The sequence below is a fragment of the Pseudomonas sp. CFBP13528 genome, assembly GCF_005233615.1.
Lineage (GTDB): Bacteria > Pseudomonadota > Gammaproteobacteria > Pseudomonadales > Pseudomonadaceae > Aquipseudomonas > Aquipseudomonas fluorescens_AM.
This window is the reverse complement of sequence record NZ_QGAJ01000001.1, coordinates 409,906-426,023: the sequence shown is the minus strand read 5'-3', so window position 1 is coordinate 426,023 and position 16,118 is coordinate 409,906. Positions and strand designations below refer to the sequence as shown.

The window sequence follows — 16,118 nt, the reverse complement described above, 5'->3', positions numbered from 1 at the left end:
GCAAGCCCCCTCCCACATTGTCCCCCATCAGCTTTAGATCGGTGCCGGGGCGCGGCGCTTGTCCGGCTGCTGCCAGCCATCCGCTGCGGCTTCTTCGATGGCTTGCTGGATGGCCTTCTTGCGGTGTTCTTCGGCACGGCGGCTGAAGAACCACACCAGGAAGGTCACCAGCGACACCGCCAACAGGATCAGGCTGGCCACCGCGTTGATCTCAGGCTTGACCCCAAGGCGCACCGCCGAAAACACTTCCATCGGCAAGGTGGTCGAACCCGGGCCCGACACGAAGCTGGCCAGTACCAGGTCGTCCAGGGACAGCGCAAACGACATCATGCCGCCCGCCGCCAGCGATGGCGCGATCATCGGGATGGTGATCAGGAAGAACACCTTCCACGGCCGTGCACCCAGGTCCATCGCGGCCTCTTCGATCGACAGGTCCAGCTCACGCAGGCGCGCCGACACCACCACCGCCACATACGCCGCGCAAAACGTCGTGTGGGCGATCCAGATGGTGACAATGCCACGCTCCTGAGGCCAACCGATCATCTGCGCCATGGCCACGAACAGCAGCAACAGCGACAGGCCGGTAATCACTTCCGGCATCACCAACGGCGCCGTGACCAGGCCGCCGAACAGCGTGCGGCCCTTGAACTGGCTGATGCGCGTCAGCACGAACGCCGCCAGCGTACCCAGCGCGACTGCCGCCACTGCCGTGTAGCAGGCGATTTCCAGGGAACGCGCCACCGAGCCCATCAACTGGGTGTTATCCAGCAGGCCCACATACCACTTGATCGACCAGCCGCCCCACACCGTCACCAGCTTGGACTCGTTGAACGAGTAGATCACCAGGATCAGCATCGGCAGGTAGATGAACAACAACCCCACGACCAGCATGAAGCTGGAGAAACGAAAGCGTTTCATATCTTGCCCTCCAGCTCTTTGGCCTGGCTGCGATTGAACAGGATGATCGGCACGATCAGGATCGCCAGCATCACCACCGCCAGGGCGGACGCCACCGGCCAGTCACGGTTGTTGAAGAATTCCTGCCACAGCACTTTACCGATCATCAGGGTTTCCGGGCCGCCGAGCAGTTCAGGGATCACGAACTCGCCCACCACCGGGATAAACACCAGCATGCAGCCGGCGATGATGCCGTTCTTGGACAGCGGCACGGTGATTTTCCAGAAACTGTTGAAGGTGCTTGAGCCCAGGTCCGACGCCGCTTCCAGCAGGCTCTGGTCGTGTTTGACCAGGTTGGCATACAGCGGCAGGATCATGAACGGCAGGTACGAATAGACCACGCCGATATACACCGCAATGTTGGTGTTGAGGATCTGCAGCGGTTCATTGATCAGCCCCATGGACATCAGGAAGCCGTTGAGCAAGCCGTTGTTGCTGAGGATGCCCATCCACGCATAGACGCGGATCAGGATCGCGGTCCAGGTCGGCATCATGATCAGCAACACCAGCACGGTTTGCATTTCCTTGCGCGCGGTGGCGATGGCGTAGGCCATCGGGTAGCCGATCAGCAGGCACAGCAGCGTGCTGAAAAACGCCATCTTCAGCGAGCCCAGGTACGCGGCGATGTAGAGCTCGTCGCCCGCCAGCAAGCTGTAGTTGGCCAGGTTCAGCACCACTTGCAGCTTCTGCTCAACGTAGGTGTAGATCTCGGTGTAGGGCGGGATCGCCACATCGGCTTCGGCGAAGCTGATTTTCAACACGATGAAAAACGGCAGTGCGAAAAACAGGAACAGCCAGAGGAAGGGAATCCCGATGACCACCTGCTTGCCATTGGGGATTATGCGATCCAAGCGCCGCTTGAATTTCTTCATGTTCATGAGCGCAGTACCACGCCGCTGTCGTCTTCCCACCACACGTACACCTGGTCACCCCAGGTGGGGCGCTGGCCACGGCGTTCGGCGTTGGCGACGAAGGACTGCACCAGCTTGCCGCTCGGCAGTTCCACGTAGAACACCGAGTGGCCGCCCAGGTAGGCGATGTCGTGCACCTTGCCGCTGGACCAGTTGTGCTCGCAGGTCGGCATGTCGGTGGTAACCAGCAGTTTTTCCGGGCGAATCGCGTAGGTCACCGACTTGTCTTCCACCGAGGTGGCGATGCCGTAGCCCACGTAAATGTCGCGGTCCAGGTCCGGGCACTTGAGCACGGCGTGGCCTTCGGCGTCGTCCACCACTTGGGTGTCGAAAATGTTGACGTTGCCGATGAACTCGCACACCAGGCGGCTGGTAGGCGTTTCGTAGATGTCGATCGGGCTGCCGATCTGGGCGATCCAGCCCAGGTGCATGATCGCGATGCGCTCGGCCATGGTCATGGCCTCTTCCTGGTCGTGGGTCACCATCACGCAGGTCACGCCGACGCGTTCGATGATTTCCACCAGCTCCAGCTGCATCTGCGAACGCAGCTTCTTGTCCAGCGCCCCCATCGGCTCATCGAGCAGCAGCAGTTTCGGACGCTTGGCCAGGGAGCGGGCCAACGCCACACGCTGGCGCTGGCCACCGGACAGCTGGTGGGGCTTGCGCTTGGCGTACTGGCTCATCTGCACCAGCTTGAGCATCTCGGCCACGCGGGCGTCAACCTCGGCCTTGGGGATCTTGTCCTGTTGCAGGCCGAAGGCGATGTTCTGCGCCACGGTCATGTGCGGGAACAAGGCGTAGGACTGGAACATCATGTTGATCGGCCGCTCGTAGGGCGGCATGTCGGTGATGTCCACACCGTCGAGGTAGATGCGGCCTTCTGTCGGGCGTTCGAAGCCTGCCAGCATGCGCAGCAGGGTGGACTTGCCCGAACCCGAACCGCCGAGCAAGGCGAAGATCTCGCCTTTCTTGATTTCCAGGGACACATCGTCCACGGCAATCGTCTCGTCGAACTTCTTCGTGACCCGGTCGATTTTGACCAGCACCTTTTTCGGTGTCTGGTCGCCCTCGAGGGCTTTCTTGTAGGCGCCGGAGGCAACTGCCATTTACGAAACTCCCAACAAATTTGCAGTTCGCCCCAGGTGAGCGAACTTGGATAGTTTGAGCCTTACTTGCCCGTCTTGACCTTGGTCCAGCTACGGGTCATTAAACGTTGCACCTTCGGGGGCAGCTCGACGTTGACGAATGTCCGGTCGAGAACCGCCTGCGGTGGATAAACCGCTGCGTCGGTGCGTATCGATTGCTCCATCAGCGTGTCCGCCCCGGGGTTGGGGTTGGCGTAACCCACGTAATCACTGACCTGGGCGATCACCTCAGGTTGCAGCAAATAGTTGATGAAAGCGTGGGCTTCCTTGACGTTGGCGGCGTCCTTGGGAATCGCCAGCACGTCGAACCACAGGTTGCCGCCTTCCTTGGGAATCGCGTAGGCGATGTTCACGCCTTTGCCCGCCTCGGCCGCGCGGGCCTTGGCCTGGAACACATCGCCGGAAAAACCGGCAGCCACGCAGATATTGCCGTTGGCCAGGTCCGAGATGTATTTGGAGGAATGGAAGTAGGTCACGTAGGGGCGTACTTTCAGCAGTTTTTCTTCGGCCTTCTTGTAGTCGGCCGGGTTGGTGCTGTTCGGGTCCAGGCCCATGTAGTTGAGGACTGCGGGCAGCATTTCATCCGCCGAATCCATGAATGAAACACCGCAGGTGGCGAGCTTCTTCATGTTTTCCGGTTCGAACAGCATGGCCCAGGAGTCGATCTTGTCGACGCCCAGCACCTCCTTCACTTTGTCGACGTTGTAACCGATGCCGTTGGTGCCCCACAGGTACGGCACGGCGTACGCATTGCCCGGATCGTTTTTCTCAAGGCGCTTGAGCAACGCCGGGTCGAGGTTGGCGTAGTGGGTCAGCAATGACTTGTCGAGCTTCTGGAACGCCCCGGCCTTGATCTGCTTGCCCAGGAAGTGGTTGGACGGCACCACCACATCGTAGCCGGTGCGCCCGGCGAGCAGCTTGCCTTCCAGGGTTTCGTTGGAATCGAACACGTCATACACGGGCTTGATGCCGGTGGCCTTTTCGAAATTGGCCAGGGTGTCGGGGCCGATGTAGTCCGACCAGTTATAAACATGCACCGTCGGTGCGGCCTGCACGCTGACAGCCAGCGTGATACCTGCACCCACCAGCAAGGCTTTGCGAAATAAAGAAATTGGCAAGTGGAGGTCCTCTTAAATAGTTGGGCCCAAAGTTGTTGCCCGGCAACAAACCGGCGCGCAACTTACCCTCGATAAACCGATCCGGCAAAAACTTTCTGTCATTTATTTGTGGGAGGGGGCTTGCCCCCTCCCACAGGTTTTAAGGCTTATTTACCGGATTTGATCTTGGTCCAGCTGCGGGTCATTTCACGCTGGGTTGCAGCCGGCAGGTCGGCGATGGCGTAGAGCTTGGCCTGCACGTCTGCCGACGGGTAGATGCCCGGGTCGCTGGTGATGTCTTTGTCGACCAGTGCGGTGGCTTTCTCGTTACCGTTCGGGAAACGCACGCTGTTGGTGATCGAAGCCATCACTTCTGGCTTGAGCAGGTAATTCATGAAGGCGTAGGCGGCCTCGACGTTTTCAGCATCTTTCGGGATGGCGACCATGTCGAAGAAGCTGCCGGCACCTTCTTTCGGAATGTCGTAGGCCACCTTGACCTTGCCACCGGCTTCAGCCGCACGGGACTTGGCCTGCTGGATGTCACCCGAGTAACCCACGGCCACGCAGATGTTGCCGTTGGCCAGGTCCGAGATGTACTTGGACGAGTGGAAGTAGCCAATCGAAGGACGGATTTTCAGGAACAGGTCTTCGGCTTGCTTGAGGTCGGCTTTCTTCTGGGTGTCGGTCGGCAGGCCCAGGTAATGCAGCGCGATCGGCAGCATTTCGGTCGGCGAATCAAGGAAGCTCACGCCGCAGCTTTTCAGCTTGGCGATGTTTTCCGGCTTCATCAGCACATCCCACGACTCGATCTTGTCCACGCCCAGCGCGGCCTTGACCTTCTCCGGGTTGTAGCCGATACCGATCGAGCCCCACATGTACGGGAACGCGTGCTTGTTGTCCGGGTCGCTGACCGACACGGCCTTGAGCAGGGATTTGTTCAGGTTGCTGTACTCAGGCAGCTTGGACGTGTCCAGCTCCTGGTACACACCGGCCTTGATCTGCTTGGCGAGGAAGTTGTTCGACGGTACGACGATGTCATAGCCGGATTTGCCTGCCAGCAACTTGGCTTCCAGGGTCTCGTTGCTGTCGAACACGTCGTACACCACCTTGATGCCCGACTCTTTTTCGAAGTTGGCGATGGTGTCCGGTGCGATGTAGTCGGACCAGTTGTAGACGTGCAGCACTTTATTGTCTGCCTGGGCCGCGCCCGCCATTGCGCCCATCAGGGACAAGGCGAGGAGGGTCTTGCCAGCGTTTTTCAAACCTAATGCCTTCATTGGGTGATGCTCCGATTTTTTCTTTTTTGGGCCGCACGTTGTAAATGTTTCGGGCCCAGCCAAAGGGCAACAAAACAGGACGACAGTCTGGCAAGTTCGGGGGCCAGCTTTCAACCGGCCCCCACATTTATCTACTCAGTCCTGCAATGCTGCCAATGTCAGGTCCAGGCACTGGCGGGCCTTGGTCACCAGCTCGTCGATTTCAGCCTTGCTGATCACCAACGGCGGCGAAATGATCATGGTATCGCCCACGGCGCGCATGATCAGGCCGTTCTCGAAGCAGAAGGTTCGGCAAATCATGCCGGCGCCCTTCCCTTCATGACGCTTGCGCGTGGCCTTGTCCTGCACCAGCTCGATTGCACCGAGCATGCCCACGCCGCGCACTTCACCCACCAGTGGATGGTCCGCCAGCTCCCGCAGACGTTTCTGCAAATACGGTGCCGTTTCCTCATGTACGCGGCTGACGATTTTTTCATCGCGCAGGATGCGGATGTTTTCCAGGGCCACCGCCGCCGCCACCGGGTGCCCGGAGTAGGTGAAACCGTGGTTGAAATCGCCGCCTTGGTTGAGCACGTCCACCACGTCGTCGCGCACGATCAGGCCACCCATCGGCACGTAGCCGGAAGTCAGGCCCTTGGCGATGGTCATCATGTGTGGCTTGAGGTCGTAGAAATCGCTGCCGAACCACTGGCCGGTACGGCCAAAGCCGCAGATCACTTCGTCGGCGACAAACAGAATGTCGTACTTGGCGAGGATGTCCTTGATGCGCGGCCAGTAGCTGTCAGGCGGCACGATCACGCCACCGGCGCCCTGGATCGGCTCGGCAATAAAGGCGCCGACGTTGTCCACGCCCAGTTCCAGAATCTTCTCTTCCAACTGGTTGGCGGCCCAGATCCCGAATTCCTCAGGGCTCATGTCGCCGCCTTCGCCAAACCAGTACGGCTGGGCGATGTGGGTGATGCCCGGGATCGGCAGGTCGCCCTGTTCATGCATATAGGTCATGCCGCCCAGGCTGGCGCCGGCCACAGTGGAGCCGTGGTAGCCATTCTTGCGGCTGATGATGGTTTTCTTGTTCGGTTGGCCTTTGATCGCCCAGTAGTGGCGGACCATGCGCAACATGGTGTCGTTGCCTTCGGAGCCGGAACCGGTGAAGAACACGTGGTTCATGCCGGCCGGTGCGACTTCGGAAATGACTTTGGCCAGTTCGAGCACCGGCGGGTGAGCGGTCTGGAAGAACAGGTTGTAGTACGGCAGTTCTTTCATCTGTTTGGCGGCGGCGTCAGCCAGTTCATCGCGACCGTAGCCGATCGCCACGCACCACAGGCCGGCCATACCGTCGAGGATCTTGTTGCCTTCGCTGTCCCACAGGTAAACGCCGTGGGCTTTGGTGATGATCCTTGGGCCTTTCTCTTTCAATTGCTTGAAGTCGCTGAACGGCGCGAGGTGGTGATCATTGCTCAAAGCTTGCCATTCACGGGTTTGCGGGTTGTTGCTGGACATACCGATCTCCTAGACTTTTCGGTGAAGGGCGCGCCGTGTGCACGACGCGCCCGGCGCATCAGACGGCAAAGAGCAGGAATTCCCGCTCCCACGAACTGATCACGCGCTTGAAGTTTTCATGCTCGGCCCGCTTGACTGCGACGTAGCCTGTGATGAATTTCTGCCCCAGGTATTTCTCGATGGTCTTGCTGTTTTCCATGCGTTCCAGCGCGTCCTCGATGGTCAACGGCAGGCGCAGGTTGCGCCGCTCGTAACCACGGCCCACCACAGGTGCGCTCGGGTTATGGCCTTCGACCATGCCGATGTAGCCACACAGCAAACTGGCGGCAATGGCCAGGTACGGGTTGGCGTCGGCGCCCGGCAAGCGGTTTTCCACACGGCGGTTCTGCGGCCCGGCATCCGGCACGCGCAGGCCCACGGTGCGGTTTTCTTCACCCCATTCCACGTTTACCGGCGCCGAGGTGTCGGGCAGGAAGCGGCGGAATGAATTCACGTTGGGGGCGAATAAAGGCAGCAATTCGGGGATGAATTTCTGCAGGCCGCCAATATGGTTGAGGAACAGCTGGCTCATGCTCCCGTCTTCGTTGGAGAAGACGTTCTTGCCGGTGGCGATGTCGATGATGCTCTGGTGCAGGTGCATCGCGCTGCCGGGCTCACCGGTCATGGGCTTGGCCATGAAGGTGGCGGCCACGTTGTGCTTGAGCGCCGCTTCACGCATGGTGCGCTTGAACACCAGGATCTGGTCGGCCAGGGACAGCGCGTCGCCGTGACGGAAGTTGATTTCCATCTGTGCGGTGCCGTCTTCGTGGATCAACGTGTCGAGGTCCAGCTCCTGCAATTCACACCAGTCGTAGACGTCTTCGAACAGCGGGTCGAATTCGTTGGCGGCTTCTATAGAGAAGGACTGGCGCCCCGTCTCCGGGCGACCGGAACGGCCAATCGGCGGTTGCAGCGGGAAGTCCGGGTCTTCGCAGCGCTTGGTCAGGTAGAACTCCATCTCCGGTGCCACGATGGGCTGCCAGCCGCGGTCGGCGTAGAGCTTGAGGACTTTCTTGAGAACGTTGCGCGGCGACAGCTCGATCGGGTTGCCTTGCTTGTCGTAGGTGTCGTGGATCACCTGGGCGGTCGGCTCGATGGCCCAGGGCACCAGGAATACCGCGTTCTGGTCGGGGCGGCAGATCATGTCGATGTCGGCCGGGTCGAGCAATTCGTAATAGATGTCATCTTCGACATAGTCGCCGGTCACGGTCTGCAACAGAACGCTTTCGGGCAGGCGCATGCCTTTTTCGGCGATGAACTTGTTGGTCGGCGAGATCTTGCCCCGGGTGATGCCGGTGAGGTCGCCAATCATGCATTCGACTTCTGTGATCTTGTGGTCTTTCAACCAATCGGTGAGCTGGTCGAGGTTGTTACTCATAAATGCCTCTGGGCTGGGTTTCCTGGCATCCGTTAAAGGCCAGGCGTTGGTTGACGCAGCATCCGCGTCGTTTGTTCACTCAGGGTAGGAGCTTACCTGCCATTTGCCCAAGGGTTGCATTCCTCACGCCAAACTTGTGCACAATTATGATCGGCACGGCGAATGAGGGCCGGTCAGCGGTGCAGGAGTGGGCAAAGAAGAGATCGGACGGGCCGTCAAGAATATTGGCCGCTGCGTGAGCATTCACGCGGGACGAACGGACTGCGGACAACGCCTGGCTGATGCAGGCGCAGACGCCGATTGGCGGCAGGTGAAACATGAAGCACCCCGGTATTATTGCTGTTATGGGTTTGAATCGAGCTTAGCCTTGTTCATTTTTTTACACAACACCCCCGTAAAAAATACAACACGGCCCGCTCAAGCCTGCCGATCCCAAGCCCCCGAAACCCAAAAAACCGCCCCGAAAAGCCCCAAAAAAGGCGCCGTGGCGCTTTTTTAGGGCAAAAAAGGCCTCGCTTGACTTCGGCATGCCGTTCGGGTTGACTGAAACCAGAAAAGATCAATGATTGATATTTTTAACAACAAAGGTGTTGCATCATGTCGGTACCCCCGCGTGCCGTTCAGCTTAACGAAGCGAACGCGTTCCTTAAGGATCATCCTGAGGTTCTGTACGTAGACCTTCTAATTGCGGATATGAATGGTGTGGTGCGCGGTAAGCGCATCGAACGCACCAGCCTCCACAAGGTTTACGAGAAAGGCATTAACCTGCCTGCCTCTTTATTTGCCCTGGATATCAATGGCTCGACGGTGGAAAGCACCGGCCTGGGCCTGGACATCGGCGATGCTGACCGAATCTGTTATCCAATCCCCGACACCCTGTGCAATGAACCCTGGCAAAAGCGCCCTACTGCGCAACTGCTGATGACCATGCACGAACTGGAAGGTGAACCCTTCTTCGCCGATCCACGCGAAGTCCTGCGCCAAGTCGTGAGCAAGTTCGACGACATGGGCCTGACCATCTGCGCCGCCTTCGAGCTTGAGTTCTACCTGATCGACCAGGAGAACGTGAACGGCCGCCCTCAACCGCCGCGCTCGCCGATCTCCGGCAAACGCCCGCATTCGACACAGGTCTACCTGATCGACGACCTCGACGAATACGTCGACTGCCTCCAGGACATCCTGGAAGGTGCCAAGGAGCAAGGCATCCCGGCCGACGCCATCGTCAAGGAAAGTGCCCCGGCGCAGTTTGAAGTCAACCTGCACCACGTCGCCGACCCGATCAAGGCCTGCGACTACGCGGTCCTGCTCAAGCGCCTGATCAAGAACATCGCCTACGACCATGAGATGGACACCACCTTCATGGCCAAGCCTTACCCAGGCCAGGCAGGCAACGGTTTGCACGTGCACATCTCCATTCTGGACAAGGACGGCAAGAACATTTTTGCCAGCGAGGATCCCGAGCAGAACGCCGCATTGCGTCACGCGATCGGCGGTGTGCTCGAGACCCTGCCCGCCCAGATGGCGTTCCTGTGCCCCAACGTCAACTCCTACCGCCGTTTCGGCGCACAGTTCTACGTGCCGAACTCGCCGTGCTGGGGCCTGGACAACCGCACCGTGGCGATTCGCGTACCGACCGGCTCGTCCGATGCGGTGCGCATCGAACACCGTGTGGCCGGCGCCGACGCCAACCCTTACCTGCTGATGGCTTCGGTATTGGCCGGTGTGCACCACGGTCTGACCAACAAGATCGAACCCGGCGCTCCCGTGGAAGGCAACAGCTACGAGCAGAACGAACAGAGCCTGCCGAACAACCTGCGCGATGCCCTGCGCGAGTTGGACGACAGCGAGGTGATGGCCAAGTACATCGATCCTAAATACATCGATATCTTCGTCGCCTGTAAGGAAAGCGAGCTGGAGGAGTTCGAACACTCCATCTCCGACCTTGAGTACAACTGGTATCTGCATACCGTGTAAGCGGTTGCAGTATTGAAGAAACGCCACAGGCCCCAGGGTCTGTGGCGTTTTTTTTGGGGTTATCCAGGGAGTCCGAGTCGGCCTCATCGGGGGCAAGCCCCCTCCCACAGTTAGATCTGTGAATACCTTCAAGTGTGGGAGGGGCGGTGCGACGATTCGACTTGCCCCCGATGGCGGTCTGGCAGACAACGAAGATTCCTGCTCCTACAATGCCCGCTGCCTTGTAGGAGACTTCCATGACAACCCGCCCCGCCGCCCTTCGCAAACCCCGCGCCCGCAGTCAGGCCCGGATCGACGCGATCCTGGACGCCGCCCGCGCCTTGCTGGCAGCCGAAGGCGTGGCCGGCTTGTCGATCTACAGCGTGGCCGAACGGGCGCAGATCCCGCCATCGTCGGTGTACCACTTTTTCGCCAGCGTGCCGGCCCTGCTGGAGGCGTTGACGGCCGATGTGCACGCGGCCTTTCGCGCGGCCATCCAGGCGCCCATCGAACACGACTCGCTCAAGACCTGGCGCGACCTGTCCTGCATCGTCGAGCAGCGCATGCTTGCCATCTACAGCCACGACGCCGCCGCGCGCCAGTTGATCCTGGCCCAGCATGGGTTGACTGAAGTGACCCAGGCGGATCGTCAGCATGACCTGGAACTGGGCGATCTGATGTTGGCGGTATTCAACCGCCACTTTGAAGTGCCGACACTACCGAGCGATGTGGATGTGTTCGCCCTGGCGCTTGAATTGAGCGACCGCGTGTATGCGCGCTCGGTGCATCAGCACGGGCAGATTACGCCGCGCATGGCGCAGGAAGGTATGCGGGTGTTTGATGCGTATGTGGGGCTTTATCTGCCGGCTTATCTGCCCAAGCGCTGAGTCTTGTGTTGGCTGGGCCGGCCTCATCGGGGGCAAGTCGAATCGTCGCACCGCCCCTCCCACACGTCGAATGCATTCACAGATCTAAATGTGGGAGGGGCGGTGCGACGATTCGACTTGCCCCCGATGACGACCTCAAGAGCGATGTACATTACAGCTTGGCAATCGACACCTCAGTCGATTTCACAAAGGCAATCACTTCACTGCCAATCACCAGCTCCAGCTCTTTCACCGAGCGCGTGGTGATCACAGACGTGACAATGCCCGAGGCCGTCTGCACATCGATCTCCGATAGCACGTCGCCGACCACGATTTCCTTGATGGTGCCTTTGAACTGGTTACGCACGTTGATGGCTTTAATAGTCATATGATTTCTCCTCGAGTGGAAATTAGCTGCAAGTTGCAAGCTACAAACTGCAAGTAAAAGCACCAGGCTCCTTCTTGCAGCTTGAAGCTAAAAACTTGCCGCTGCTTCTATTGCGCCCAACGCAATTGCGTCGGCAGCGGTGAAACAGGTTCGGGTTCCGGCGGTGAGCCGGGCAGCGACAGCACGCGGTTGAGCACTTCGGCCTCCAGCGCAGCCAGGCGATGTGAGCCACGGGCGCGCGGTCGAGGCAGATCGACGCTCAAGTCGAGGCCGATTTCGCCGTCTTCGATCAGGATCACCCGGTCGGCAATCGCCACGGCTTCGCTGACGTCATGGGTGACCAGCAGCACGGTAAAGCCGTGCTTTTGCCAGAGGTTCTCGATCAGTTGCTGCATCTCGATACGGGTCAGGGCATCCAGTGCGCCCAGTGGTTCGTCGAGCAGCAGCAGGCGCGGCTGGTGAATCAAGGCGCGCGCCAAGGCAACACGTTGCTTCTGGCCACCGGACAAGGCCGCCGGCCATTCATTGGCGCGCTCGGCCAGGCCCACGGCTTCCAGCGCCTCCAACGCCCTGGGACGCCAGTTGCCCTGGAGGCCCAGGCCGACGTTGTCGATGATCTTTTTCCACGGCAGCAGGCGCGCTTCCTGGAACATCAGCCGCGTGTCTTCGATCGCCTCGTGCAGCGGCGCGGAACCCGCCAGCAGTTCGCCGCCACTGGCTTTGTCCAGGCCCGCCAGCAGGCGCAGCAAGGTACTTTTGCCACAGCCGCTGCGGCCGACCACAGCCACGAACTGGCCGGCAGGGATATGCAGATCGATTTCCTTGAGCACTTGGCGAGTGCCAAAGGACTTGCGCAACTTGCGCACCGCCAGGGGAATACCCTTGAGCAGGCGCGGGGGTTGTTGAGCCGTCATGCCGCACCTCCTTTCACTTGATACGCCGGGTGCCAACGCAGCCATACCCGTTCCAGGCCACGCGCCGCCAGGTCGGCCAGCTTGCCGAGGATCGCGTACATCACGATCGCCAGCACCACCACGTCGGTTTGCAGGAATTCGCGGGCATTCATCGCCAGGTAACCGATGCCGGAACTGGCCGAGATGGTTTCCGCCACGATCAACGTCAACCACATGAAGCCCAGGGCAAAGCGCACGCCCACCAGGATCGACGGCAACGCGCCCGGCAGGATCACTTGCCAGAACAGGCTGAAGCCGGACAAACCGTAGCTGCGCGACATTTCAACCAACGCCGGATCGACGTTGCGGATGCCGTGGTAAGTGTTCAGGTAGATCGGAAACAACGTGCCCAGGGCCACCAGGAAAATCTTCGCGGTCTCGTCAATCCCGAACCACAGGATCACCAATGGAATCAGCGCCAGGTGCGGCACGTTGCGGATCATCTGCACCGAGCTGTCGAGCAAACGTTCGCCCCACTTCGACAGCCCGGTGATAAAGCCCAGGGCCAGGCCGATGCTGCCACCGATCACGAAGCCCAGGCCCGCGCGCCAGCCGCTGATAGCCAAGTGCGTCCAGATTTCGCCGCTGCGGATCAGGTTGACGCCGGCCTCGATGACCGCACTGGGCGCCGGCAGAATACGCGTGGACAACCACCCTGCCGTCACCGACAACTGCCACACCGCCAGCAATAGAATCGGCAGCACCCAGGGCGCCACGCGATGGCTGAATTTCTCAACGTTCATGGCGCCGCCTCAGCTCTGTGATGCAGCTTTGGGAAGGATATCGTTGGCCACCATCTCGCCAAACGGGCTGACGTAGCCGGCGCTTTTCGGCAGTTCGGGACGTTCGATATCCAGATGCGGAAACAGCAACTCAGCGACCCGATACGATTCTTCCAGGTGCGGATAACCGGAAAAGATAAAGGTGTCGATGCCCAGGTCTGCGTATTCCTTGACCCGCGCCGCAACCGTTGGGCCATCGCCCACCAGCGCCGTGCCCGCGCCGCCGCGCACCAGCCCGACCCCGGCCCACAGGTTGGGGCTGACTTCCAGGTTGTCGCGGCTGCCGCCATGCAAGGCCGCCATGCGCTGCTGGCCCACCGAGTCGAAACGCGCCAGGGACGCCTGGGCGCGGGCGATGGTGTCGTCGTCCAGGTGGGAGATCAGTTTATCGGCGGCTTTCCAGGCCTCTTCATTGGTTTCACGCACGATCACGTGCAAGCGAATGCCGAAGCGCAGGGTACGTCCGAGCTTGTCGGCCTTGGCCCGCACCTGCGCGATCTTTTCCGCCACCGCTGCCGGTGGTTCGCCCCAGGTCAGCACCATTTCCACTTGTTCGGCCGCCAGGTCCTGGGCCGCCTCGGACGACCCGCCGAAGTACAACGGCGGGCGTGGCTGCTGGACCGGCGGGTAGAGCAATTTGGCACCTTTGACGCTGATGTGCTCGCCGTCGTAATCCACGGTCTCGCCTTCGAGCACGCGGCGCCAGATGCGGGTGAATTCCACCGACGCCTGGTAGCGCTCTTCGTGACTGAGGAACAAGCCGTCGCCGGCCAGCTCTTCCGGGTCACCGCCGGTGACCAGGTTGAACAGTGCGCGGCCACCGGACAGGCGGTCCAGGGTCGCGGCCTGACGCGCAGCCACCGTCGGGGAGATGATCCCGGGGCGCAGCGCGACAAGAAATTTCAACCGCTGGGTCACGGGGATCAGCGAGGCGGCCACCAGCCAGGAGTCTTCGCAAGAGCGCCCGGTCGGGATCAACACCCCGCCGAAGCCCAGGCGGTCGGCAGCCTGTGCCACTTGTTGCAGGTAACCGTGATCGACGGCGCGAGCGCCTTCGGCGGTGCCAAGGTAATGACCGTCGCCGTGGGTAGGCAGGAACCAGAAAATATTGAGGCTCATGGAGTTGTCTCCTGAAGAAATCGGATTACGGCGCTTTGGCAACAGCGGCGGGTGGGGTCCAGATCACGTCCTTGATGCTCAAGGGCTTGGGGATCAATTTGAGCTGGTAGAAGGTGTCGGCGATTTTCTGCTGGGCCGCGACCACTTCGGGCGTCAGGAACAGCGCGCCGTAGCCCTGGCGTTTCACCGAGGTCAGGGTGATATCAGCCGGCAGGCCGAGCAGCGGCGCGACCTGGTCAGTCACTTGCTGCGGGTTGGCCTTGGACCATTCGCCCACCGCGCGCACTTCTTCCACCAGCGCCCTGATTACCTCGGGGTGCTGTTCGGCGTAAGGCTTGGTGGCCAGGTAGAACTGGTGGTTGTCGGCAATGCCGGTACCGTCGCGCAGGGTGCGCGCTTGCAGCTGTTTCTCGGCGGCGGCCTGGTACGGGTCCCAGATCACCCAGGCGTCCACGCTGCCGCGCTCGAAGGCGGCACGGGCATCGGCGGGCGGCAGGAACACGGTTTTCACGTCGGTGTATTTGAGGCCGGCGTCTTCCAGGGCACGCACCAGCAGATAGTGCACGTTGGAGCCTTTGTTCAGCACGACGGTTTTGCCCTTGAGCTCAGCCACCGATTTGATTGCCGAATCTTTCGGCACCAGGATCGCTTCACTGGTCGGCGCCGGCGGCTCATAGGCCACGTAAAGCAGATCCGCACCGGCGGCCTGGGCGAACACCGGTGGGGTTTCGCCGGTGACGCCAAAGTCGATCGAGCCGACATTCAGGCCCTCAAGCAGTTGCGGGCCACCGGGGAATTCGGTCCATTGCACCTGCACGCCCTGCTCGGCCAGGCGCTTTTCCAGCGAGCCCTTGGCCTTGAGCAGCACCAGCGTGCCGTACTTCTGATAACCGATCCGCAGGGTGTCTGCGGCGTGGGCTTGAACGATGGCGCCGAAGGACACAGCCGCAGCAAACAGTGCGACCAGACCGCGACGCAAAATGACAGTGCGCATGGCGCTCTCTCCAAATATGCGAGTGGGGTGTTGGCTGCACCTGCTTGGCCGTTGGCGGCTGAGTAAGGTGAGTGTTTCCAGATGTCGGGGTAAGGCTCAAATGCTCCAGCGAGCACTCAACAAGCGTTCATTCAGTACATGCGGGTCCAGCGGTTTCGGGCGGCGGGCCATGGCGCTGTAAAACTGCTCCAGGGCTTCCTGCAGACGCTGTTCAAGCACCGGCACCAACTGCGCCTGGGCACTGCCTTCGCCGTAGGCGATCTGGCTGTCTTCGGCGAAAATCCCGTGGAGCAATTCCTGCGCCTTCAGCGCCGACAACACCGGCTTGAGGGCGTAATCCACCGCCAGCATGTGCGCGATGCTGCCGCCGGTGGCCATCGGCAACACCACCTTGTGGGCCAGGGCACGCTCGGGCAGCAAGTCGAGCACCGTCTTCAGTGCACCGGAGAACGACGCCTTGTACACCGGCGTGGCGATCACCAGGCCATCGGCATTCGCCACCTGCTGCAACAGGTCGATGACCTTGGGGCTGTCGAACCGCGCATGCAGCAGGTCTTCAGCCGGGAAGTCGCGGATCTGGTAACTCACCACCTCCACGCCCTGGTCCTGCAGCCATTGACGGGTTTTCTCCAGCAAGACCCCGGAGCGGGAACGCTGACTGGGACTGCCTCCAAGTGTTACGACCAGCATGTAGGGAATTCCTCAAGCAAGTGTCGGCGGCTCGCTGTGTAGCGATGACGCCAAGATGGAACAGACCTT

15 protein-coding genes are annotated in these 16,118 nt (G+C 60.6%); 2 read left to right on the top strand and 13 right to left on the bottom strand.

The window, feature by feature from the left end; genetic code table 11:
• Positions 1-33: 33 nt before the first annotated feature.
• The 7 genes from PspCFBP13528_RS02015 to PspCFBP13528_RS01985 all read right to left on the bottom strand — a co-directional run bounded on the left by PspCFBP13528_RS02015 (position 34) and on the right by PspCFBP13528_RS01985 (position 8,304).
• Entirely contained in the window at positions 34-918 is an 885-nt protein-coding gene (locus PspCFBP13528_RS02015; RefSeq protein ID WP_101220159.1) for an ABC transporter permease subunit, read from the bottom strand.
• Positions 915-1,796 carry an ABC transporter permease subunit gene (locus tag PspCFBP13528_RS02010; protein ID WP_232790553.1) on the bottom strand — a complete coding sequence of 294 codons (882 nt, stop codon included), beginning with the start codon at positions 1,794-1,796 and terminating at the stop codon, positions 915-917. Before PspCFBP13528_RS02010 ends, PspCFBP13528_RS02015 begins: the two co-directional genes overlap by 4 nt.
• Before the next feature lie 35 nt (positions 1,797-1,831).
• The gene (gene potA / locus PspCFBP13528_RS02005) at positions 1,832-2,974 is read right to left on the bottom strand and encodes a polyamine ABC transporter ATP-binding protein (protein WP_065950414.1); all 1,143 of its coding nucleotides are present in this window, start codon (positions 2,972-2,974) and stop codon (positions 1,832-1,834) included.
• 62 nt (positions 2,975-3,036) lie between these two features.
• Positions 3,037-4,131 (bottom strand): polyamine ABC transporter substrate-binding protein, encoded by a 1,095-nt coding sequence (locus tag PspCFBP13528_RS02000; protein ID WP_065950415.1) that lies wholly within the window; start codon positions 4,129-4,131, stop codon positions 3,037-3,039.
• A gap of 146 nt (positions 4,132-4,277) precedes the next feature.
• Positions 4,278-5,372, bottom strand: coding sequence for a polyamine ABC transporter substrate-binding protein (locus PspCFBP13528_RS01995; protein WP_065950468.1), 1,095 nt, complete (start codon positions 5,370-5,372; stop codon positions 4,278-4,280).
• A 150-nt stretch (positions 5,373-5,522) separates the two neighbouring features.
• Positions 5,523-6,887, bottom strand: a complete 1,365-nt coding sequence (locus PspCFBP13528_RS01990; protein ID WP_065950416.1) for an aspartate aminotransferase family protein — start codon at positions 6,885-6,887, stop codon at positions 5,523-5,525.
• Between the two features lie 58 nt (positions 6,888-6,945).
• Positions 6,946-8,304 (bottom strand): glutamine synthetase family protein, encoded by a 1,359-nt coding sequence (locus tag PspCFBP13528_RS01985; RefSeq protein WP_057723413.1) that lies wholly within the window; start codon positions 8,302-8,304, stop codon positions 6,946-6,948.
• A 597-nt stretch (positions 8,305-8,901) separates the two neighbouring features.
• Here PspCFBP13528_RS01985 and PspCFBP13528_RS01975 point away from each other — a divergent pair.
• Both PspCFBP13528_RS01975 and PspCFBP13528_RS01970 read left to right on the top strand, forming a co-directional pair.
• On the top strand, positions 8,902-10,278 hold the full coding sequence (locus PspCFBP13528_RS01975; RefSeq protein ID WP_003176781.1) for a glutamine synthetase family protein: 1,377 nt from the start codon (positions 8,902-8,904) through the stop codon (positions 10,276-10,278).
• Between the two features lie 236 nt (positions 10,279-10,514).
• Positions 10,515-11,144, top strand: a complete 630-nt coding sequence (locus PspCFBP13528_RS01970; RefSeq protein WP_137199546.1) for a TetR/AcrR family transcriptional regulator — start codon at positions 10,515-10,517, stop codon at positions 11,142-11,144.
• Positions 11,145-11,295: 151 nt separating this feature from the next.
• Here PspCFBP13528_RS01970 and PspCFBP13528_RS01965 read toward each other — a convergent pair whose 3' ends face one another.
• From PspCFBP13528_RS01965 to ssuE, 6 genes are all read right to left on the bottom strand, one after another.
• The gene (locus PspCFBP13528_RS01965; protein WP_003176783.1) at positions 11,296-11,511 is read right to left on the bottom strand and encodes a TOBE domain-containing protein; all 216 of its coding nucleotides are present in this window, start codon (positions 11,509-11,511) and stop codon (positions 11,296-11,298) included.
• Between the two features lie 107 nt (positions 11,512-11,618).
• Positions 11,619-12,425 carry an aliphatic sulfonates ABC transporter ATP-binding protein gene (ssuB, locus tag PspCFBP13528_RS01960; protein WP_065950418.1) on the bottom strand — a complete coding sequence of 269 codons (807 nt, stop codon included), beginning with the start codon at positions 12,423-12,425 and terminating at the stop codon, positions 11,619-11,621.
• Complete coding sequence (ssuC, locus tag PspCFBP13528_RS01955; RefSeq protein WP_137199545.1) at positions 12,422-13,207, bottom strand: aliphatic sulfonate ABC transporter permease SsuC; 786 nt, start codon at positions 13,205-13,207, stop codon at positions 12,422-12,424. Before ssuC ends, ssuB begins: the two co-directional genes overlap by 4 nt.
• 9 nt (positions 13,208-13,216) lie before the next feature.
• A complete protein-coding gene (gene ssuD, locus PspCFBP13528_RS01950; protein WP_057723409.1) occupies positions 13,217-14,365 on the bottom strand; it encodes an FMNH2-dependent alkanesulfonate monooxygenase in 1,149 nt (382 codons plus the stop codon).
• Positions 14,366-14,390: 25 nt separating this feature from the next.
• Entirely contained in the window at positions 14,391-15,359 is a 969-nt protein-coding gene (locus tag PspCFBP13528_RS01945) for a sulfonate ABC transporter substrate-binding protein (RefSeq protein ID WP_065950421.1), read from the bottom strand.
• Positions 15,360-15,455: 96 nt separating this feature from the next.
• Positions 15,456-16,049, bottom strand: a complete 594-nt coding sequence (gene ssuE, locus PspCFBP13528_RS01940; RefSeq protein WP_057723407.1) for an NADPH-dependent FMN reductase — start codon at positions 16,047-16,049, stop codon at positions 15,456-15,458.
• Positions 16,050-16,118: the final 69 nt, after the last annotated feature.